We start from the raw sequence: 19,186 nt of genomic DNA on the forward strand, positions 1-19,186 counted from the left end.
GCGCGCGATGGGTGTTGCCGCAAGCCCCATCGCGCGCAAGCGCGCTCCCACAAGAACTGACAATACGTGATCAGGCGCAGAAGGCGCTGATGCCTGCCACGCCCTGCGCGGCATGCATCTTCGCCACCGCCAAGTCGGCGGGCCCTAGGCCGCCCAGCGCATACACCGGCAACGAGGCGTTCTCCGCCCACTTGGCGAAACGTGGCCAGCCCAGCGGCGGTGCATCGGGATGGCTTTGCGTGGCATCCACCGGCGACAACGTCGCGAAATCGCAACCCAATGTCGAGGCCAGCGCCAGTTCGTCAGGGTCGTGGCATGACGCGCCCACAAGCTGGCCGAGTGGCAGCGGCCGCTCCGTCAGTTCCCTAAGCTGCACGGATGAAAGTTGCACGCCCGTGCCCAGCTGCCGTGCCCCGTCGATATCGCGGCTGAGCATGAGCTGCGCGCCAAACCGCGCCACCTCGGGCAACAACGCCGCGGCGCCCGCACGCGCGTCGTCCTGGGCCACCCCAGGCAGGCGCCACTGCACCAGCCGCTCGCCACGCGCCAGCGCCGCACGCACCAGCGTCGATGCCGTCGCCACGGACGCATCGGCCGGCGTGATGGGGTAATGCTCGGGAAGCCACAGCGCCGCGAGGATGGGCCGGTCGGCCGGGGCGAGCATGGCTGGGTCGATATCGTGGGGAAGGCGCCACGCGATGGCGGCGGCATCGAGCGCCCGCGGCTCGCCCGACCACGCGCGCACCACCACCGCCTCGAGCAGCATGGCGCGCTCGCCGTAGTTCCACGGCACGCGGATGAGGTCGACGAAGGAGAGCGGGTCGACCGCGATGCCCAGCTCCTCGTCCAGCTCGCGCTCCAGTGCCGCCAGGGGTGCCTCCCCCGGCTCGAGCTTGCCGCCGGGGAACTCCCACATGCCCGCAAGGTGCTTGCCAGGCGGGCGCTGGGCGATGAGGATGCGCCCGGCGCCATCGACGAGGACGCCGGCCATCACGTGCATCAGGCGTTCCGGACGTATTCGACCATGTCGAACGGGTGCGCGTGGTCGGCATCGGCCTTGTGGTGCACGCGCGATACCTCCGTCCATTCCTTGAAATCGATGCCAGGGAAGAAGACGTCCGCGCCGTCGACCGAGGCATACACCCAGGTGAGATACAGCGTGCGGGCGTACGGCAGGGCCTCGCGGAAAACTTCGCCGCCACCGATGACCATGAGGCCAGTGTGGCCGCAGCTGGCCTGTGCCTCGGGAATGGAACGGACGGTGACCTGTCCCGGGTACGGCGCCTCGCCCTTGCGGGAGAGCACGTAATTGACGCGATCGGGCAGCGCGCGGCCGATGGATTCGGCCGTCTTGCGGCCCATCAGCACGGCCTTGTCGGTGGTCAGCGTCTTGAAGTAGCGGAGATCGTCGGGGAGGTGCCAGGGCAACCCGCCCTGCTTGCCGATGGCAAAGTTTTCGTCGAGCGCGGCAACCAGGTGGACGGCCATGGAACTTCCTTTCGCAGATTCTTGGGTTTCGGGCACAAAAACGGCCCGTACGTGCAAATAGTAGTCCTAGGAATGTGATGGTGGAACAAACAGGCGTTTGAAGTTGGGCCGCCCACGTTTGTGACAGCGCCCTGCCCCTCGGTTGCACACCCCCTTGATGGGGCCGGTGCGAGTTATGGCCGGGCCCACCTGCTGCCCGGAGACTGCATGAGCGCCCAAGGCAAGCCCAACCCCATCGTCAATGCCCTCGCGGACGCGATCGGCGCCCTGCGCGCCGACCACGACATGCACGAACTCGCGACCGCGCTCAATGAGCTGGGGCCGAAGGCCATTGAGAAGCTGACCCCGGCGCAGGCACGCGAGCAGCCGACCATGGCCGATGCGGTGGAGCGCCTGCTCGGTAAGCAGGGCAAGCCGATGGACCCGCGGGTGCTGGTACCCGGGATCACGCGCGAGAGCATCCGCATCCCCACGCACGGCGGCGGCATCGGCGCATACGTGTATACGCCCGACGGCGTGCGCAACGCACCCATCGTGCTCTTCATCCATGGCGGCGGCTGGGTCATCGCCGACGCCGAGGCGTACGACGGGGGCGCACGCGGGCTGGCGAAGGAGGCCAACGCCATTGTCGTGTCGATCGACTACCGCTTGGCACCCGAACACAAGTTCCCCGCCGCGTGGGACGACTGCCTCGATGCGTACGAGTGGATCAGCGCCAACGCCACGTCATTGGGTGGCGACGCGCACCGCCTCGCCATCGCCGGTGAAAGCGCGGGTGGCTGCATGGCCGTCGCCACGGCGGTGGCAGCACATCAGAAGGGCTTTGCAAAGCCGCGCCACATCGTCGCGGTCTACCCCGTCGCGCAGACCGGCAGCCTGCACACCGAGTCGTACATCGAGAACGCCATCGCCAAGCCGCTCAATCGCGCCATGATCGAATGGTTCACGGGCCACCTCGTCAATAGCGACGATGAACTGAAAGATCCGCGCATCCATCTCGTCGATGCGAACCTCTCGAACCTGCCGCCCGTGACGATCATCAACGCGACGATCGATCCATTGCGCAGCGACGGCGGTCTTCTCGAGGATGCATTGAAGGAGGCCGGCGTTCCCGTGCAGCGCGAGGTGTACACCGGTGTAACGCACGAATTTTTCGGCGCCGCCGCCGTGCTCGACAAGGCGCGCAAGGCGCAGGCGTTCGCGGGCGCGCGCTTGCGCGAGGCGTTTGGCGACTAAGCGCAGACCTGTGGGAGCGCGCTTGCGCGCTCCCACACATGGGCCGGCCGGCAGCCAGGCCAGCGACTAGGCGGCCGCGCGGTCCGCCGCCGCGAGGCGGCGGTGGAGTTCGTCGACCACATGGCGCGCACGCGCCGACATGGCCCACTCCGCGCGATGGATCAGCCATAGCGTGTCGACGACCGGCACGCATTCCTGCAGCACGCGAACCTCGTCCTGGCGCAGGAAGGCACGGCGCGCATGGCGCGGCATCACGGTGAAGCCCAGCCCGCGCGACACCGGCTCGAGGATCAAGGCGATCTGGTTGGTGAAACCCGTGACCGGCACGTCCGCGATGCTGCGCTTGCCCGGGTACCAACGTGACAGCAGGCGTGTGGCCATGGCCTGCCCGTCGGGGTGGTCGATGAAGCCAAGGCGGACGAGGCCCTCCCAGTCGTCCACCACCGCGTCCTTCGGCACCACCAGCTCCAGCGCTTCCTCGCAGAACGATTCCGCGGCAAGTCGCTCGTCGTCGGGCAGGCGCGACACGATGCCGAGTTCGTAGCGGCCATCCAGCACCGCGGTGACGACGTCGTCATCGGGCGCGAAGCGATGCCGGATGACGAGGCCCGGCGTTTCGCGCTGGATATCCAGCAAACGCGGGTACGTGGATAACCCCACGCTGCCCGGCGTGATGACGGACACGACGCCCTGCATCGCGTTTGCATCGGCCAGCCGCGTGGCAAGGCAGCGGTCGGCGCGGGCCACCTCGTCGCAGTAAGCGAGCAACGCCTGGCCCGCCGGTGTCAGCTCGACGCGACGCGGGCGACGGATAAGCAGCGGCCCGAGCTGCAGCTCGAGCTGGCGGATGTGCTGGCTCACCGCCGCCTGCGTGAGTTCGAGCGATTCCGCGGCACGCGTGAACGTGCCCTCGGCCGCGAGCGCCTTGAACGACCTGAGCCATGCGGGATTCAACATAACAAAATCTTATAGAATCCATTACCGGAAGCGCCTTCCTATTATAGCTGGGCGAAACTATTGTGGCGCATTCCGATTTTTCGTAGGCCCGTCCCATGCCCGCCCTGTTCTCGCCCTTCACCCTGAAGGACGTCACCCTCCGCAACCGCATCGCCATCCCCCCGATGTGCCAATACCGCGCCGACAACGGCTTCACCAACGACTGGCACCAGGTGCATTACCCCGCCATCGCTCGCGGTGGTGCCGGCCTCGTCATCGTGGAAGCCACTGGCGTCTCGCCCGACGGCCGCATCACGCCCGCCTGCCTGGGCCTTTGGGATGACGCGCACATCGACGGCCTCGCGCGCATCGCCGCCGCCATCAAGGCAGCCGGTGCCGTGCCCGGCATCCAGATCGCCCACGCGGGCCGCAAGGCCAGCGCTCACAAGCCATGGGAAGGCGACGACCACATCGACGCCGCCGATCCACGCGCGTGGGAAACCATCGCCCCGTCGGCCATCGCTTTCGGCCGTGGCCTGCCGCGCGTGCCGCGTGCCATGACGCGCGACGACATCGCCCGCGTGCAGGCCGACTTCGTCGCCGCCGCCAAGCGAGCCCGTGCCGCCGGCTTTGAATGGCTCGAACTGCACTTCGCGCACGGCTACCTGGCGCAGAGCTTCTTCTCGCCGCATACCAACCATCGTGACGACACTTACGGCGGCAACGCCGAAAACCGCGGCCGCTTCCTGCTCGAGACGCTCGCCGCCGTGCGCGCGGTGTGGCCGGAAAACCTGCCGCTGACCGCGCGCTTCGGCGTCATCGAATACGACGGCCGCGACGAAGAGACCCTCGCCGAGGCGATCGGCCTGGTGCGCAAGATGCGCGACGAGGGCCTCGACCTGCTCAACGCCAGCGTCGGCTTCACCATCCCCGACACGAACATCCCGTGGGGCTCGGCCTTCCTCGGCCCCGTGGCCGAGCGCGTGCGCCGCGAAGCCGGTATCGCCGTCGCCTCGTCGTGGGGCATCGACGATGCCCACGCCGCCAACCGCGTGGTGGAAGACGGCCAGATGGACCTGGTGATGATCGGCCGTGCGCACCTGTCCGATCCGCACTGGCCATACAAGGCCGCGATGGCGCTGGACGTGCCGCGCCCGTCGTGGACGCTGCCGCCGTCGTATGCGCACTGGCTGGAGCGCTACGCGCCGATGCGGGCGTAACGCTTGTGGGGGGCAAGGGCCTGTGGGAGCGCGCTTGCGCGCGATCGAGGGTGCCGCGCGCACCCATCGCGCGCAAGCGCGCTCCCACAAGGTGGGGCTCCCACAAGAGGGCGATTAGACAACCGGGATCGGCGGCAGGTCGACGAGTTCGGGCTTGTCACCCATCATCCGCGGAAAGGTATCGGCGTTGACGTCGAACGGCGCGCCGGCTTCGACCTGGCTTACCGCGTCGAGGCGCGCCACGACATCCTCCGGCAACGCCAGGTCGAGGGCCTGGAGGTTGTTCTCCAGCTGCTCGACCGTACGTGGGCCGATGATGGGAAGGATCGACGTCGTCGAGCGGCGTGCCTTGGCCAGCACCCAGGCAAGCGACACTTCCGCGGCGGTGACGCCCAGGTTCGAGGCGACCTCCATCACCGCATCGACGATGGCCGTATCCCGCTGTGATTTCTCGGTGCGGATGACGCGGCCAAGACCTTGCAGCCGGCCCTGCTCGCCGGCGCGGTACTTGCCCGTCAGCAAGCCGCCGGCGAGCGGCGACCACAGCAGCGCGGCGAGGCCCAGCGCTTCGACCATGGGCAGCAGCTCGCGGTCACCACCGCGCTCGACCAGGCTGTATTCGAACTGGATGGCGGCCAGCGGCGCCCAGCCGCGCAGCTCGGCAAGCAGTGCCGCGCGCGACACGCGCCATGCGGGGAAATTCGACACGCCGACATAGAGCACCTTGCCGGCTCGGACGAGGTCATCGAGGCCGCGCAAAATCTCCTCGAACGGCGTGACGTTGTCGTTGTGGTGCACCCAGTAGAGGTCGATGCGATCGGTCTTCAGGCGCCTCAGCGACTGCTCCACCGAGTACACCATGTTCTTACGGCTGTTGCCGGTGAGCGCCAGCGAAGGCGATTTCGCCGCGCCGCCGCTGTACTTCGTGGCGATGACGACCTCGTCGCGCACTGGCGCGACCAGGTCGCCGAGCACGGATTCCGACTGCCCGAACTGGTAGCCGTCCGCGGTGTCGAGGAAGTTGCCGCCGGCGGCGAGATAGCGATCGAGCACGCGGCGCGCATCCGCCGGTTCGGAGCCGTAGCCCCACTGGTTGCCGAACAGGGCGACACCGAAGGCGACCTCGGAAACCCTCAGGCCGGTCTGCCGGCCGAGTAACTTGTAACGCATGGCTTTCTCCTCGTTAACGCCTCTCAGGCGTGGTCGTTGGCGATCGACAGGAGCTGCTCGCGAAGCACCGCGGCCTCTTTCGCGCCGAAGGCCCGCTCGAAGGCCTTCTGGGCCTGCAGCCAATAAGGCTTGCTTTCGGCGACCTTCGCCGTGCCTGCCGCAGTCAGCGACACGAGCTTGCTGCGGCGGTCCGTTTTGGACGGGCGAATGGCCACGTAGCCGTCGCGCTCAAGCGGCTTGAGGTTCCGCGCGATGGTGGTGCGGTCCATCACCATCGACTCGGCGAGCTCCCACAGCGTTGGCGCTTGCGAGCCTTCCCAGCGCGAAATCTCGACAAGCAGGGTGTGCTGGCTCGAGCCCAGGCCGATCGGGGCCAGGGCCTCGTCGTACAGCCGCGAGACGCGGCGCGATGCCTTGCGCAAGGCACCGCAGTTGCAGAGGTAGGGTCGACTCGACGGGGTGGCGGCCATGGGACGCTCCAGTTACGTGCATATGCACTAATTTGCAACAAGCGTATATGCACGTATTTAGGGTGTCAACGTCGCCCTTGGCCTGCGCGGCTGCGGGTTCAGGAAGGAATCAGCCCCGACGCCTGGTACGCGCGGATGAGCGTGTCGTACACCTTCACGTCGCCACGGCCACGTGCCATGAGCTGCGCACCGGCGACGGCGGCGAAGATGGCATGCGCCCGCTTGCGCGCATCGCGGGTGGGCACGCCCGTCTCCACCAGCGTCTTCGCCAGCCACGCGATGTTCACTTCGTTGAAGCGCTCGATCTCCACCTTGACGATGCCGGGGAGGTCGTCCGATTCGGCCGTCATGTAGCTGCACATGCACATGCGGTTGTCGTTCTCGAGCGCCAGGCGGAACGTGCCGGGAAACTTGCGCAGGCGTTCCGCCGGATCGGCCACCTTCGCCGCGATGGCGTCGAGGCCGGCGGCGGCATCCTCCCAGTAGCGGCGGGCCACCGCGGTGGCGAGGTCCGCCTTGCTCGGGAAGTGGTGGTAGAGGCTGGCGGCCTTGATGCCGACCAGATCGGCAAGCGTGCGCAGGTTGAGGCCGCCGTAGCCATGTGCCTGCGCCATGCGCGTGGCGGCCTCAAGGATCGTGTCCCTGGAGTTCTTTCCTGCTGGGGTTTCCACGAAAACCTTACCTCGCTTGCAACGGAGCCTGTGGGTGCGGCGACACGCATTCTCGCAAATGCGGCCAAAGAAGTCGTTGACGGGTGCGTATTATGGCGCGTATCGTTCACACTAACAAACGTTAGGTAGGTGCGCACCGCCTGGCTTTTGTCGCCACCCCTACCCTACGAGAGACCTCATGGCTAACGAACTGTATTTCCAGGACGCCACCCGGCTGGCCGAGCTGATCCGCACCAAGGCGGTATCGCCCGTCGAGGTGATGCAGGCGCACCTCGACCGCATCGAGGCGACCAACCCCGGCATCAACGCCATCGTCACCGTCGCGGACGATGCCCTGAAGGCCGCGAAGCGCGCCGAAGCCGTCGTCATGGCGGGCCACGAGCTGGCACCGCTGCACGGCGTGCCCTTCACCGCCAAGGATTCCTACGACACCGCCGGCGTGCTGACGCAGCTGGGCTCGCCCATCTTCAAGGGCCGCGTCCCTGACACCGATGCCACCGGCGTCGCCCGCCTCAAGAAGGCTGGCGGCATCCTGCTCGCCAAGACGAACCTCCCCGAGTTCGCCTTCTGGATCGAGAGCGACAACCTGCTCTCCGGCCGCACCGTGAACCCCTGGAACCCCGACCGTTCGCCGGGCGGCTCCAGTGGCGGTGAATCGGCGGCCGTCGCCGCAGGCATGTCGCCGCTGGGCCTCGCCACCGATATCGCGATCTCCGCCCGTGGTCCCGCCGCGCTCACGGGCGTCGTGGGCTTCAAGGCCACGCACGGCCGCATCCCCATGACCGGCATCTGGCCGCGCGTACCGCGCCGCTTCTGGCACGCCGGCCCCATCGCCCGCTCGGTGCGCGACGTGGCCCTCGCCTACTCGCTGCTGGCCGGTCCGGATGGTGCGGACGGTTACTCCACCACGCCGCTCGCCGTGGACAGCGGCGTCAACGCGATGCTGGGCCGGCCGCTACGCGTGGGCTGGCTGGTCGAGCCCGGCTTCGGGCTGGTGGCAAGCGACGTGGCGAAGACGGTGCAGGCCGCCGCCGACGCCCTTCGCTCCGCAGGTATCACCGTGGAGCCCGTGCGCATCCCCGTGCTCGAAGAGATCAACGCGCTCGACCTGCTGTGGAAGATCCAGGCGATGGAAACGAAGCCGGCGTTCCGCGACGTCACGGCAGGCCACGAGGACCTGGTTTACAAGCACGTGCAGGCGATCTTCGACACGCCCGATACCTCGATCGAAGACTTCGTCACCGCCGAACAGCAGATCGAACAGATGCGTGATGGCTTCGCCCAGTACTTCCAGCGCTACGACGCCCTGCTCTGCCCGGTGACGCCGGTAGCCAGCCATGGCCACGACGCCACCGAGTTCGTCATCAACGGCCAGGCTGTGTCGTCCCTGCACGTCATGGACGCCACGGCGCCGCTAAACGTCACGGGCCTGCCCGGCCTCACCCTGCGCTTCGGCACCAGCGATGACGGCATGCCCATCGGCGTGCAGCTCGTCGCGCCGTGGCTGGCCGAGTCCACCGTGCTGCACCTGGGCGCCTTGCTTGAAAGCATGAGCCCGGTGCGCCACTTGCACCCGGCACTGGTGGGTACGGCGGTCGCCGCCTGACCTTGCGGCACTAGCCGGCGGGGGCGTACTGCATCACGCCCCCGCCGAACGACCAGTCTTCGCGGGCGTTGTCGACGAGGGTGATCCACACATCCTCCTTGCGCAGGCCCGTGCACTCGTGGATGCGATCGGCCACCAGGCGATAGAACGCTTTCTTCGCGTCGACGCTGCGGCCACCGACCCAGGTGACCTGGATGATGACGATGTCGGGCGTGTACTGCGTACCGAGGTAGCCCTCGGCGGGGTAGACCAGTTCATCGTCGTCATGCCGTGTCACGACCTGGAACTTGTCGTGGAGCGGCACGTTGGCGACCTCGACCATGGCGTCGTAGATCGCTTCGGTGATGTGGCGGATGGTGGCCGCCGACGCGCGGCGGCTGAGGTCAATGCGGGCGAGTGGCATGGGGGAAGCTCCGTGGGTTGGGAGTTTTCAGCCTAGGCTGGCGCCAACCATGCGACAAGCGCATACTTTTCATACTCATTATGCGTTTTGCGCAACATGATCGATGAACTGCAAGCCCTCGTCGCCGCGGTTGAAACGCCGTCGCTGAGCCGTGCGGCCGATCGCCTGCACATCACCCAATCCGCCGTGTCGCGACGGCTGCAGCAGCTCGAAAGCCGCCTCGGCGGTGACGTCCTCGATCGCACCCGCCGGCCACCGGTCCTCACGCCGCTCGGCGCCCGCGTGTACGAGCGGGCCAAGGTGGTCCTGGAACACGTGGACGCGCTGGTGTCGCTAGGCGACGAATCAAAGCAGCCACATGGCCGGTACCGCCTCGGCTTGTCTATCGGGCTTGGCGACGACGTACTGGAGCGCATCGTCGCGCGCATCCACGCCAGGTTTCCTGACGTTCGCCTCGACGTGCGAAGCGACTGGGGTCCCGCACTGCTCGGGCACCTGGGTAACGGCGCGCTCGAGGCCGCGGTGGTGCTCTCACCCACCTCCGCACCCACACCCGATCCGCTACAGGCGCGCCCGCTCGGTACGGTCGGGCTCGTCGTGGTCCAGTCCCGACGCGACACGCCGTTCACCGGTGCGGTTCGCCTCGCTGATCTCGCCACGGCGAGCTGGGTGCTCAACCCCACAGGCTGTGGCTTCCGCGCGGCACTAGAGATGGCGCTGGGCGGTATGGACGGCAACCGCCAGGTCACCGTCGATGCGCTGGGCAGCGACGTCCAGCTCCGCCTTGTTGCCCACGGCCTGGGCCTCGGGCTCGTGCCGGAAGCCACGCTCGCGTCGAGCCCGCATGCGAACGACATCCGCGTCGTCGACGTCACCGACTTCAAGCCAGTGCTGCAGGCGCGACTTGTCCACCATGGATCGCCTGGACCATTCCGGGCGGTGCTCGATGCCATCGCGTCATGCGCGATGGCACCGACAGCACCTGGCGTTTAAGCCTTGCGCCCCAGCGGCAAATCGATCGTCGTGCCGCCCGCGCCCGTCGTGATCTTCTGCGTGGCCGGCACGTAGTCGGCCGGCTGCGCGAGGAAGATGTTGGGGACGAACTTCTGCGGGTTGCGGTCGTACAGCGGGAACCACGACGACTGGATCTGCACCATGATCCGATGGCCCGGCAGGAACACATGGTTCGCGTTGGGCAGCACGAAGTCATACGGCAGCGCGGTGTTCGCCGCGATGGGCTTGGCGGTCTCGAACCCTTCGCGGTAACGGCCGCGGAAGATATCCATCGACACGCCCAGCTCGTAGCCGCCCATCTCCGGCTGCGTCGGCACCTGGTCGGGGTAGACGTCGATGACCTTCACGACCCAGTCGGCATCGGTGCCCGTCGTGCTCGCCACGAGATGCACGCGCGGCTCGCCACTGATCTGCACCGCTTCGGTGAGCACGGGCGACGTGAACGTCGCCACGTCGGGCCGCGAGGCCGCCTCGCGCTGGTCGCTGGTCAGCCAGTGCTGCCAGCCCTGCCCGGCCATCGGGCCAACGGGGCGCGGGCGGTACGGCACGGGGTGTGCCGGGTCGGATACGTATTCGACGGTGCCCGCGTCACCCTGCGCCGGCGTCGATGCGCCGGCCACCTTCAGCGAATGATCGGCTTCGGGCACCAGGCGCACGTCGCCGCCGGGGGCCACCGGCCACGCCAGCGCGGTTTCCCAGCGGTTCTGGCCGGTGATGTAGGCGTTGACCGGGGCGGTCTCCGCCGGCGCATCTTTCAGGTAATGCGCGAGGAACGGCCGCAAGATGTTCTGGCGGAAGTACAGCGCGGTGTCGCTGCCGAAGCGCACGGCACCCAGCGAACTGCCATCGCCCACTTCCTGGCCGTGGAACCACGGGCCCGCCACGAGGAACAGCTTGTGCGCGTTATCGTGCGGCGCCATCGCCTTGTACACGGCGAACGCGCCGTAGATGTCTTCCTGGTCCCACAGGCTCGCCACCAGCATGGTGGGCACGCTCACCGGCTCGCGGCCGAGGATCTTGTCGACCGCCTGCTGCGACCAGAACGTGTCGTACGCAGGATGCGCCACGACCTTGTTCCAGAAGCCCAGCTGCTCCATGCCGTACGCCTTGGCGATGGCGCCGGCCGAGCCGCCTTCGAGGAAGAACTGGTAGTCGTCCGCGTAATTCTTCCACCACTTGTAGTGGTTCTTGCGCGAGGCGGTCTGCTCGTAGATGTACTCGAGGTTCTGCTGGCGGAACGCGCCGTTGTGGAACCAGTCGTCGCCCATCCAGCCATCGACCATGGGGTTCATCGGCACTGCGGCCTTCAGCGCCGGATGCGGGTGCACGATGGCCATGAGCGGTTCGAAACCGTCGTATGAGATGCCGAGGATGGCGACGCGGCCATTGCTCTCCGGCACGTGCTTCACCAGCCAGTCGATGGTGTCGTAGGCGTCGGTGGAATCATCGACGGGCGTGGGATTCAGCGGGCCGTGCAGCGGCCGGTTCATGACGTAATCGCCTTCGGAACCATACTTGCCGCGCACGTCCTGCACCACGCGGATGTAACCGTCCTGCACGAGCACGTCGCTCGCATCATCGTCATGGCTCACCGCCATGGCGAGATGGCCGCTCTCGATCGCGCTTGTCATCTCCGTCGCGTCGTACGGCGTGCGCGTGAACAGCATGCCCGCGTTCTTCGCGCCCTTCGGCACCAGGATCACCGTGTGCAGCTTCACGCCATCGCGCATGGGGATCATGACGTCGCGCGACTCGTAGTCGAACGCATCGTGCACGGGCTTGAAGTTCGCTGGCGTCTCGCTGGGGTAATCCTTGTATGCCCCCTTCTCCGGTGGCGTCGCGGCCATGGCAGGCAGGGTGAGGGCCAGCGCCAGCGAGAGCGCGAGGGGGCGAAGCACGGTGGCGCGGGAAGCGATCAAGGGAAACCTCGTTGGGGGTAACGGCCTACGGGAGAACGTACGGGGCGCGGATTCCCGCTACCTTTCACGGCATTAGTGGCGCAGCTTGGCATGATCTACCATCGCCCGGTCGATGAACGGGGCGACGAGCACGTTCTCCGCATCGGCGTGCGACCAGCTGCCGGGCTCCAGCACCTGTTTCATGTAGGCCTGGTGCTTCACGTCGATATCCGCCGTCGAGGTCTCGACCTTCGCGCCGCCCGCGTCGCGCACTTCCAGCCAGTAAAGCGTGCGGGGATCGTCCGGAAACGGTGTCATGCCAAATACGAGCTAAGGAATGTGAAGAAAAACCGTGGGTTGACGACCACGCTAAGTGTAAATGAGAATTGAGACTATTCTCATTTACCGCCTGGACACGTATCCGGGCACGCACCGGCCTCGCCGGCAGGGACAAGACATGCCCATCGTAAGCAGGCCTTTCGGCTCGGGACACACTCGCCATCTCGTTGGTACCGCCACGGGCCTCATGCTCGCCCTCGGCAGCCATGTCGCGGCCGCACAGGACACCGCTAGCGGCAACGCGAAGGCGCCGCCGCGCAAAACGACGGATGAAAAGGTGGAGAACCTCCAGGGCGTGGACGTGTACGGCACGCCCACCGACCTTTCCTCCCCCAAGTTCACCGCACCGCTGCTGGATACCCCGCGCTCGGTGACCGTGCTGCCCAGCTCGCTCATCACGCAAACGGCAGCGACCTCGTTGCAGGATGCGCTGCGCAACGTGCCGGGCATCACGTTCGGCGCGGGCGAAGGCGGCAACCCCATCGGCGACCGCCCCTCGATCCGCGGCTTCAGCTCCACGGCCAGCACCTACGTCGACGGCATGCGCGACATCGCCATCCAGACGCGCGACGTATTCGACCTGGAGCAGATCGAGGTGGTGCGTGGCCCCGATTCGTCCATCGCAGGGCGCAGCGCCGGTGGCGGCAGTATCAACCTTGTCTCCAAGACGGCGCAGGAAAACAACTTCGCCAACCTCTCGGAAACCTACGGCAGTGCCTCGCAGCACCGGACTACGGTGGACGCCAACTATCGCTTCACCCCGGGCGTGGCCGGCCGGCTGAACCTCATGGACATGGGCGGTGGCGTGCCGGGCCGCGACTCGGCCGTCCGCAGTGACAAGTTCGGTTTCGCGCCCACCCTGACGTTCGGCCTGGGCTCGCCGAACCGGCTGACGCTGGGCTACTACCACCTAGAAGACAAGGGTACGCCCGACTACGGCGTGCCCGTCGACCTCGAGACCGGCAAGCCTTATAGCGAAGTCGACCCCGCCATCGGCCGCAAGACATTCTATGGCCTGAAAGATCGCGACTTCCGCCGCGCCACCGTCAACGCCGTATCGGCCAGCCTGGACAATACGCTCAGCGACAGCTTCAACCTGCGGACCCAGGTGCGCGCCACGCGCAGCGTCAACAACTACAGCGTCACCAGCCCGGATGACGCGGCAGGCAATACCACCAACGGCCTTGTCTACCGCCTGCCCATCGGCCGCCGTGCCGAGGACAACTCGGTCATCGCGCAGAGCGACCTGTTTGGCCGCTTCGATACCGGCTCGCTGCACCACGACATGGATGTCGGCGTCGAGCTGTCGCAGGAACGCCTGCGCCAGGCTGGCGACGGCAACTACAACGGTTACCTGTACGCCTCACCCGCTGGCCCGCAGGGCTTTGGATCCGAGAACTGCTTCCTGCCCGGCGACCCCGAGAACACCGCCCTGCTCGCGAGCCACGACTGCACCACCCTGCACGGGCCGAACCCGCACGACGCATGGGATGGCAGCGTGGTGCCGAACCCGGTGAACAGCTACTACACGACGAAGAACGCGGCCGCGTACGCTTTCGATACCGTGACGCTGAGCCCGCGGTGGAAGGTCAACGGCGGCGTACGTTGGGACGGCTACCACACCCGTTCGCACACACCGGGCGTCCCCGAAAACAGCGCGGCCGACCATCTCACGTTCTTCAGCTACCAGGCGAGCGTCATGTTCAAGCCGGTGGAGAACGGCACGCTGTACCTGACCGGCAGCAACGCATCCCTGCCGATCGACCTGGCGTTCGGTGACCAGGACCAGGCGACCCCGGCTACCTCGTTCAGCCCGGCCACGACCGGGCGCAGCCCGATGAAGACGACGACGCTGGAAGCTGGCGCCAAGTGGAACCTGCTCGACAACCGCTTGCTGGTGTCGGGCGACGTCTTCACCGAAGAACGCAAGAACGCGCCCATCGAGATCCTGCCGGGCACCTTCGACCAGAGCGGCAAGACGCGCTCGCGCGGCGTGGAACTGAGCGCCAACGGCATGATCACCCCGGCGTGGAATGTGATCGCGGGCTACTCGCACATCAACGGCGAGCTGCGCGACGGCGCGTATTACGACAACGCGGTGGACAAGCAGCTGGTGGATACACCGAAGAACACGTTCAGCCTGTGGTCGACCTATCAGCTCACGCCTGCGGTGAGCCTGGGCGGTGGTGCGTACTACCGCGACGAGCAGGTGGGCTATTACGGCCCGCCGGACCGCATCATCCCGTCGTACTGGCGCGTGGATGCGCTGGCGTCGTGGCAGGTGAACACGCACCTTGGCCTGCAACTGAACCTGCAGAACCTCCTCGATCGCAAGTACTACACGAAGACCTACTACCAGTTCGCGCTGCCGGCGGCGGGGCGGACCTGGATGCTTACCGCGAACCTGCACCTCTGATCGATGCTGCTGCAGATCGAAGACGTCCTTTCGGCCGACGACCTCGCCGCCATCCATGACCGCCTCGCGGCGGCCCATTGGATCGGTGGCGAGGTGGCGGCGGTCGATCCCATCGGTCGGGAGCTCGGCGAGACGTTGATCGAACGGCTGCGCGTGCACCCGGCCTTCTTCGCCGCCACGCTACCGCTACGCACCAGCCCGCCCCTGTTCCGCCGCTCACCACAGGGCGAGGGTGGCGGCACGCGTGTGGACGCGGCCATCCGGCATGACGGCCTGACATCACCGCCGCTGGCCGTCCGCACCGACGTGGTGGCCATGGTGTTCCTCTCCGACCCGGATACCTACGAGGGTGGCGAGCTCATCGTAGATGACGCCTACGGAACGCATGCCGTGAAGGCACCCGCGGGGCACATCGCCGTCTTCGCCGGCGACAGCCCATATCGCATCGCGCCGGTGACGCGAGGCGCCCGCGCTTCGTGCGTCTTGTGGGTACAGAGCATGGTGCCCTCGGCGGCACACCGCCGCATCCTCTTCGACATGGATGTATCGATCCAGGCGCTGACGGCGGCCAACGGCGACCGCGATGCGCTGGTGCGCCTGACGGGCGTGTATCACAACCTCCTGCGCGAATGGTCCAGGACGTGAGCACGTTCGATGGGCAGGCTTTCGCAGCCGCGATGGCCCGGTCTTCGGAACACGGGCATGCGTATGTCGCTGGACTCGCCAGCCAGCATGACGCCGCCGCGCAGACCGTCCTGGGGCAGATGCTGCTCGATGGCATCGGCTGCGCCGCGCAACCCTCGGAAGCGATTTATTGGTTCATGCAGGCGGCGCACGCCGGTTCATCGATGGCCATGAACATGCTTGGCCGCTGCCATGAGAACGGCTGGGGGACCCGCATCGACCACGACCTTGCCACGGTGTGGTTCCGCAAGGCCGCGCATGCCGGATTGGACTGGGGCATGTACAACTACGCGCATTCGCTCGAACAGGGGCGCGGTGTTCCGCTGGACCGCCGCGGGGCCTTCGAGTGGTTTGGCAAGGCCGCAGGCCTTGGCCACGCACGCGCGCAGTGTTTCCTCGCGCGGTTCTACGAGCACGGCTGGGAGACCGCCCGCGACTGGCCCCGTGCACGCGACTTGTTCAGGGCATCCGCCGAGGCCGGCGACTACCGCGGCGAATGCGCCTGGGCGTCCGTGCTGGCAGCCGAAGGTGATTTAGACGGCGCACGGCTGTTCCTGGAACGGGGCCTCGCCAAAGCGCCGCCGATGTTCATCGAGACGATGCGCGAGACGCTCGTTGCGAGCGACGATGGGCGAATCAGGGCCCTTGCGGCGACGTGCGGCTAGAGTGGCTGCGCGTTTCGCATCGCGGCATGCAGCGCCACGGGTAACACCACCAGCACCATCGGGAACTGCAGTAGCAGCCCCGCCACGATCGCCACGGCAAGCGGCTGCTGCAGGTCGGCGCCGTCGCCCAGCGCCAGCACGAGGGGCAGCAGGGTCAGGATCGCCGCCAGTGTCGTCATCGTGATCGGCCTGAGGCGATTGCGCACGGCACGCCACATGGCCGAGCGCCATCCCGTCCGTGCGCCGATGGCCATGTATTCCGATACCAGGAAGATCGACATCTCGGTACCGATGCCGAGCACCATGGTCAGGCCCATCATGGCCGTGACGTTGAGGTCCACGCCGGCGATCCACAGGCCGGTGAACACCGCCGACGCCGAGACCAGCGATGCCGCGATGACGAGCAGCGCGATGCGCATGCGCCGGTACAGGAACATGAGCAGGATGAATTCCGCCCCCAGCGCGGCGGCGAACACCTTGCGCAGGCCGGCGAACGCTATCTGTTGTTGCTGGTATAGGCCACCGAGGTCGTAGCGGACCCCGGGCGGCAGCATGCCGGGCCGTGCCAGCACCGCACGCACGTGCGAAACGGCGGTGGCGATGCCGCCCTGCTCGATGCGCGCCGTGACCGGCACCATGGTTTGAAGGTCCTCTCGCGTGATCTGCGGCTGCCCCGCCACGGGGACGATCGTTGCCACACGGGATAGCGGGAACAGGTGCCCGTCGGGCGCGCGCACGGGTAGCGCCAGCAGGTCGCCGATCCGCCAGGTGCGCGCATCCACGGCGGCGACACGTACACCGATGGCCTTGGTCGTCCCCGGCAGTTCGGTGGCGATGACACCCGCGAGCGCATCGGAGACCGCCTGCGACACCTGATGCACGGTGACGCCCTCCGCCGTGGCCGCGTCCGCATCGACGTGCACGTCCAGGGCATCACCCGCGACCTGCGCGCCGCTCTTCACATCGACCAGGCCGTTCACTTGCGCCAGCGCCGATGCAACGCGGCCTGCCACGGGCAGCAGCGTGGACACGTCATCACCGTACAACTTCACTTCAATCGGCTGGGGCACGGCAGTGAGGTCGCCGATGAGGTCTTCCATCAGCTGCGCCACTTCCACCTGCACGCCAGGCACGTTGTGCAGGATGCGGTCGCGGACATCGTTCATGACATCGACCGTGTGCCGTGCGTGGCCGTGCTTCAGCCTGACGAAGAAATCGCCGTGGTACGACTGCCCGAGGTCACCACCCAGGCCTGTGCCGAGACGGCGCGAGAACGTATCCACGTCATGGTCCATCCGCAGCATCGTCTCGACCTGCGCGACCTCGCGCTCGGTCTCTGTGATGGAGGTACCGGGTGCCGTGTAGTAATCGAGGACGAACCCGCCCTCGTCCGCCTCGGGCATGAAGCCCGTGGGCACATGCACGTACGCGACGAAGCCCACGGCAAATGCGCCAGCGGCGGCGGCGGCCACGACCCAGGGACGCCGGAACGCCAAGGCCAACAACCCGGCATGCGCCCGCGCAAGCCCTTTCTCCCACCGCGCCGGCTCATGCACCCAACTCGCGGGGCGCGTAAGGCGCGCCGAAAGCACCGGCACGACCAACGCGGTCATCAGCCACGACACACCGAGGGCCGCGCCCATGGTGATGGACAGCGCGCGCGAAAAGGCGCCGGTCACGCCGTCGAGGAACGCGAGCGGGATGAACACGATGAGCGTGGCGAGGCTGGAGCCGGTCAGCGGCACGAAGAACTCGCGCGCGGCGCCGTAAACCACGCCGCCCTGCCCCGCGCCACCCGCGGCGACGACGCGGCGGGCAATGTGCTCGACCATCACCATCACGTCATCGATGACCAGGCCCACCGCCGCGGCGATGCCGCCCAGCGTCATGATGTTGAAGCCGAGCCCCGCCACGCCGAGGCAGAGGATGGTGCCGGCGAGGATGGCGGGCACGACGATGAAGACGACGGCGACCAGCCGCAGGCTGCGCAGGAACGCGAACAGCACAGCCGCGGCGAGCAGCAGGCCGATCGCGATGGCGTCGCGCACGCTGGTGGCGGAGGCGATGACGAGTTCGCTCTGGTCGTACCACGTGCGCAGCGTCACACCCGGGGGAAGCGGTAGCTTCGCGAGCTTCTTGCGCACGGCGGCGGCAATCTGCACCGCGTTGCCATCGGGCTGCTCGAACACGTTCAACAGCACGGCGGGGCGGCCGTCCTCGGCCACGCGCGTCCACTCCGGGGCGACGCCGTCGCTGACCTTCGCGACATCGCCGACCGTCGTACGGCCCCCGCCGGGCAGGCTCACCGGGATCGCCGCGACAGCCCTGGCATCCCGCACCGCATTGTTGGCGACCACGAGGTAGAGCTTGTGCCGGTCCTGGAGTCGCCCGACGGCATTGACCTGGTTGGAAGCGGCGATCGCATCCGCCACGTTGGTAGCGGTGAGCCCGCGCGACGCGAGCGCATGCGTTTCTACCTCGACTTCGATCTCGGCGACCTGCCCGCCCTGCACATCGACACGGGCCAGGCCCGGCACGGCGGCGAGCAGGGGCGCGATGCGGTACTGCGCGACATCACGCAACGCCACCGGCGAGAGGCCTTCGCCGCGCAGCGCGTACGAGATAATCGGGAACACGGTGGGATCCATGCGCCGCACGTCGTAGCGCGTGCCCGCGGGAAGGTTCGGCAGCGCGCGGGCAATCGCGGCATCGACCAGCAGGGTCGACGCGATCATGTCGCGGCCCCAGCCGAAGTCGACCGATACCTGCGCCTCACCGCGCGAGGTTTCCGAACGCACGCTCTCCACGCCGGGCACCGAGCGGATGGCATCTTCCACCGGGCGCGTAACCAGCAGCGACGTCGCGTCGGCCGGGCGGTCGCCTGCCGTGAGGTCGACCACGATGCGCGGGAACGAGACTTGCGGGAACAAACCCACCGGCAGGCCGAACGTCACCGCCGCACCCATCAGG

Annotated in this window: 17 protein-coding genes; 7 read left to right on the forward strand and 10 right to left on the reverse strand. The window is 67.4% G+C overall.

Annotation, left to right across the window (positions count from 1 at the left end):
- Nucleotides 1-70: 70 nt before the first annotated feature.
- A complete protein-coding gene (locus VI08_RS19065) occupies nt 71-1,000 on the reverse strand; it encodes a Nudix family hydrolase (RefSeq protein ID WP_045831226.1) in 930 nt (309 codons plus the stop codon).
- Nucleotides 1,000-1,488, reverse strand: a complete 489-nt coding sequence (locus tag VI08_RS19070) for a dihydrofolate reductase (RefSeq protein ID WP_045831227.1) — start codon at nt 1,486-1,488, stop codon at nt 1,000-1,002. The genes VI08_RS19065 and VI08_RS19070 overlap by 1 nt, the downstream gene beginning before the upstream one ends.
- Before the next feature lie 207 nt (nt 1,489-1,695).
- Here VI08_RS19070 and VI08_RS19075 point away from each other — a divergent pair, with 207 nt between their 5' ends.
- Nucleotides 1,696-2,724, forward strand: coding sequence for an alpha/beta hydrolase (locus VI08_RS19075; RefSeq protein ID WP_045831228.1), 1,029 nt, complete (start codon nt 1,696-1,698; stop codon nt 2,722-2,724).
- Between the two features lie 66 nt (nt 2,725-2,790).
- Here VI08_RS19075 and VI08_RS19080 read toward each other — a convergent pair whose 3' ends face one another.
- The gene (locus VI08_RS19080) at nt 2,791-3,681 is read right to left on the reverse strand and encodes a LysR family transcriptional regulator (protein WP_045831229.1); all 891 of its coding nucleotides are present in this window, start codon (nt 3,679-3,681) and stop codon (nt 2,791-2,793) included.
- Between the two features lie 95 nt (nt 3,682-3,776).
- Between VI08_RS19080 and VI08_RS19085 the strand changes: the two genes are divergently transcribed.
- On the forward strand, nt 3,777-4,880 hold the full coding sequence (locus VI08_RS19085; protein ID WP_045831230.1) for an NADH:flavin oxidoreductase/NADH oxidase: 1,104 nt from the start codon (nt 3,777-3,779) through the stop codon (nt 4,878-4,880).
- Between the two features lie 114 nt (nt 4,881-4,994).
- Here the strand turns inward: VI08_RS19085 and VI08_RS19090 are convergent, their stop codons facing one another.
- From VI08_RS19090 to VI08_RS19100, 3 genes are all read right to left on the reverse strand, one after another.
- Nucleotides 4,995-6,050, reverse strand: coding sequence for an aldo/keto reductase (locus tag VI08_RS19090; RefSeq protein ID WP_045831231.1), 1,056 nt, complete (start codon nt 6,048-6,050; stop codon nt 4,995-4,997).
- A gap of 23 nt (nt 6,051-6,073) precedes the next feature.
- A complete protein-coding gene (locus tag VI08_RS19095) occupies nt 6,074-6,520 on the reverse strand; it encodes a MarR family winged helix-turn-helix transcriptional regulator (protein WP_045831232.1) in 447 nt (148 codons plus the stop codon).
- Between the two features lie 98 nt (nt 6,521-6,618).
- Nucleotides 6,619-7,191, reverse strand: a complete 573-nt coding sequence (locus tag VI08_RS19100; protein ID WP_084621624.1) for a TetR/AcrR family transcriptional regulator — start codon at nt 7,189-7,191, stop codon at nt 6,619-6,621.
- Between the two features lie 178 nt (nt 7,192-7,369).
- On the opposite strand from VI08_RS19100, the gene VI08_RS19105 reads away from it, so the two are divergent.
- Entirely contained in the window at nt 7,370-8,797 is a 1,428-nt protein-coding gene (locus tag VI08_RS19105; protein ID WP_045831234.1) for an amidase, read from the forward strand.
- 10 nt (nt 8,798-8,807) lie between these two features.
- On the opposite strand, the gene VI08_RS19110 is transcribed toward VI08_RS19105, so the two are convergent.
- A complete protein-coding gene (locus tag VI08_RS19110; protein ID WP_045831235.1) occupies nt 8,808-9,200 on the reverse strand; it encodes a tautomerase family protein in 393 nt (130 codons plus the stop codon).
- Between the two features lie 96 nt (nt 9,201-9,296).
- Between VI08_RS19110 and VI08_RS19115 the strand changes: the two genes are divergently transcribed.
- A complete protein-coding gene (locus VI08_RS19115) occupies nt 9,297-10,193 on the forward strand; it encodes a LysR family transcriptional regulator (RefSeq protein WP_045831239.1) in 897 nt (298 codons plus the stop codon).
- Here VI08_RS19115 and VI08_RS19120 read toward each other — a convergent pair.
- Nucleotides 10,190-12,061 (reverse strand): CocE/NonD family hydrolase, encoded by a 1,872-nt coding sequence (locus tag VI08_RS19120; RefSeq protein ID WP_045831240.1) that lies wholly within the window; start codon nt 12,059-12,061, stop codon nt 10,190-10,192. The two genes, VI08_RS19115 and VI08_RS19120, sit on opposite strands and share 4 nt — an antisense overlap.
- 144 nt (nt 12,062-12,205) lie before the next feature.
- A complete protein-coding gene (locus VI08_RS19125; RefSeq protein ID WP_052698069.1) occupies nt 12,206-12,430 on the reverse strand; it encodes a DUF6176 family protein in 225 nt (74 codons plus the stop codon).
- A gap of 208 nt (nt 12,431-12,638) precedes the next feature.
- On the opposite strand from VI08_RS19125, the gene VI08_RS19130 reads away from it, so the two are divergent.
- Genes VI08_RS19130 through VI08_RS19140 form a run of 3 tightly spaced genes read left to right on the forward strand, consistent with a single transcriptional unit; the run spans nt 12,639 to nt 16,216 of the window.
- The gene (locus tag VI08_RS19130) at nt 12,639-14,867 is read left to right on the forward strand and encodes a TonB-dependent receptor (RefSeq protein WP_045831236.1); all 2,229 of its coding nucleotides are present in this window, start codon (nt 12,639-12,641) and stop codon (nt 14,865-14,867) included.
- 3 nt (nt 14,868-14,870) lie between these two features.
- A complete protein-coding gene (locus VI08_RS19135) occupies nt 14,871-15,512 on the forward strand; it encodes a Fe2+-dependent dioxygenase (RefSeq protein WP_045831237.1) in 642 nt (213 codons plus the stop codon).
- On the forward strand, nt 15,509-16,216 hold the full coding sequence (locus VI08_RS19140) for a tetratricopeptide repeat protein (protein WP_198149007.1): 708 nt from the start codon (nt 15,509-15,511) through the stop codon (nt 16,214-16,216). Before VI08_RS19135 ends, VI08_RS19140 begins: the two co-directional genes overlap by 4 nt.
- On the opposite strand, the gene VI08_RS19145 is transcribed toward VI08_RS19140, so the two are convergent.
- The coding region (locus tag VI08_RS19145; RefSeq protein WP_045831242.1) for an efflux RND transporter permease subunit at nt 16,213-19,186 on the reverse strand (2,974 nt) is incomplete at its 5' end. The genes VI08_RS19140 and VI08_RS19145 overlap by 4 nt on opposite strands.

Origin of the sequence: Luteibacter yeojuensis (assembly GCF_000964085.1) — a bacterium.
Taxonomy (GTDB): domain Bacteria; phylum Pseudomonadota; class Gammaproteobacteria; order Xanthomonadales; family Rhodanobacteraceae; genus Luteibacter; species Luteibacter yeojuensis_A.

Excerpts from the sequence above, each read along its gene's own strand:
- VI08_RS19065 (WP_045831226.1), bottom strand. The coding sequence starts at position 1,000 with ATGCACGTGATGGCCGGCGTCCTCGTCGATGGCGCCGGGCGCATCCTC.
- VI08_RS19070 (WP_045831227.1), bottom strand. The coding sequence starts at position 1,488 with ATGGCCGTCCACCTGGTTGCCGCGCTCGACGAAAACTTTGCCATCGGC.
- VI08_RS19075 (WP_045831228.1), top strand. The coding sequence starts at position 1,696 with ATGAGCGCCCAAGGCAAGCCCAACCCCATCGTCAATGCCCTCGCGGAC.
- VI08_RS19080 (WP_045831229.1), bottom strand. The coding sequence starts at position 3,681 with ATGTTGAATCCCGCATGGCTCAGGTCGTTCAAGGCGCTCGCGGCCGAG.
- VI08_RS19085 (WP_045831230.1), top strand. The coding sequence starts at position 3,777 with ATGCCCGCCCTGTTCTCGCCCTTCACCCTGAAGGACGTCACCCTCCGC.
- VI08_RS19090 (WP_045831231.1), bottom strand. The coding sequence starts at position 6,050 with ATGCGTTACAAGTTACTCGGCCGGCAGACCGGCCTGAGGGTTTCCGAG.
- VI08_RS19095 (WP_045831232.1), bottom strand. The coding sequence starts at position 6,520 with ATGGCCGCCACCCCGTCGAGTCGACCCTACCTCTGCAACTGCGGTGCC.
- VI08_RS19105 (WP_045831234.1), top strand. The coding sequence starts at position 7,370 with ATGGCTAACGAACTGTATTTCCAGGACGCCACCCGGCTGGCCGAGCTG.
- VI08_RS19110 (WP_045831235.1), bottom strand. The coding sequence starts at position 9,200 with ATGCCACTCGCCCGCATTGACCTCAGCCGCCGCGCGTCGGCGGCCACC.
- VI08_RS19115 (WP_045831239.1), top strand. The coding sequence starts at position 9,297 with ATGATCGATGAACTGCAAGCCCTCGTCGCCGCGGTTGAAACGCCGTCG.
- VI08_RS19120 (WP_045831240.1), bottom strand. The coding sequence starts at position 12,061 with ATGGCCGCGACGCCACCGGAGAAGGGGGCATACAAGGATTACCCCAGC.
- VI08_RS19125 (WP_052698069.1), bottom strand. The coding sequence starts at position 12,430 with ATGACACCGTTTCCGGACGATCCCCGCACGCTTTACTGGCTGGAAGTG.
- VI08_RS19130 (WP_045831236.1), top strand. The coding sequence starts at position 12,639 with ATGCTCGCCCTCGGCAGCCATGTCGCGGCCGCACAGGACACCGCTAGC.
- VI08_RS19135 (WP_045831237.1), top strand. The coding sequence starts at position 14,871 with ATGCTGCTGCAGATCGAAGACGTCCTTTCGGCCGACGACCTCGCCGCC.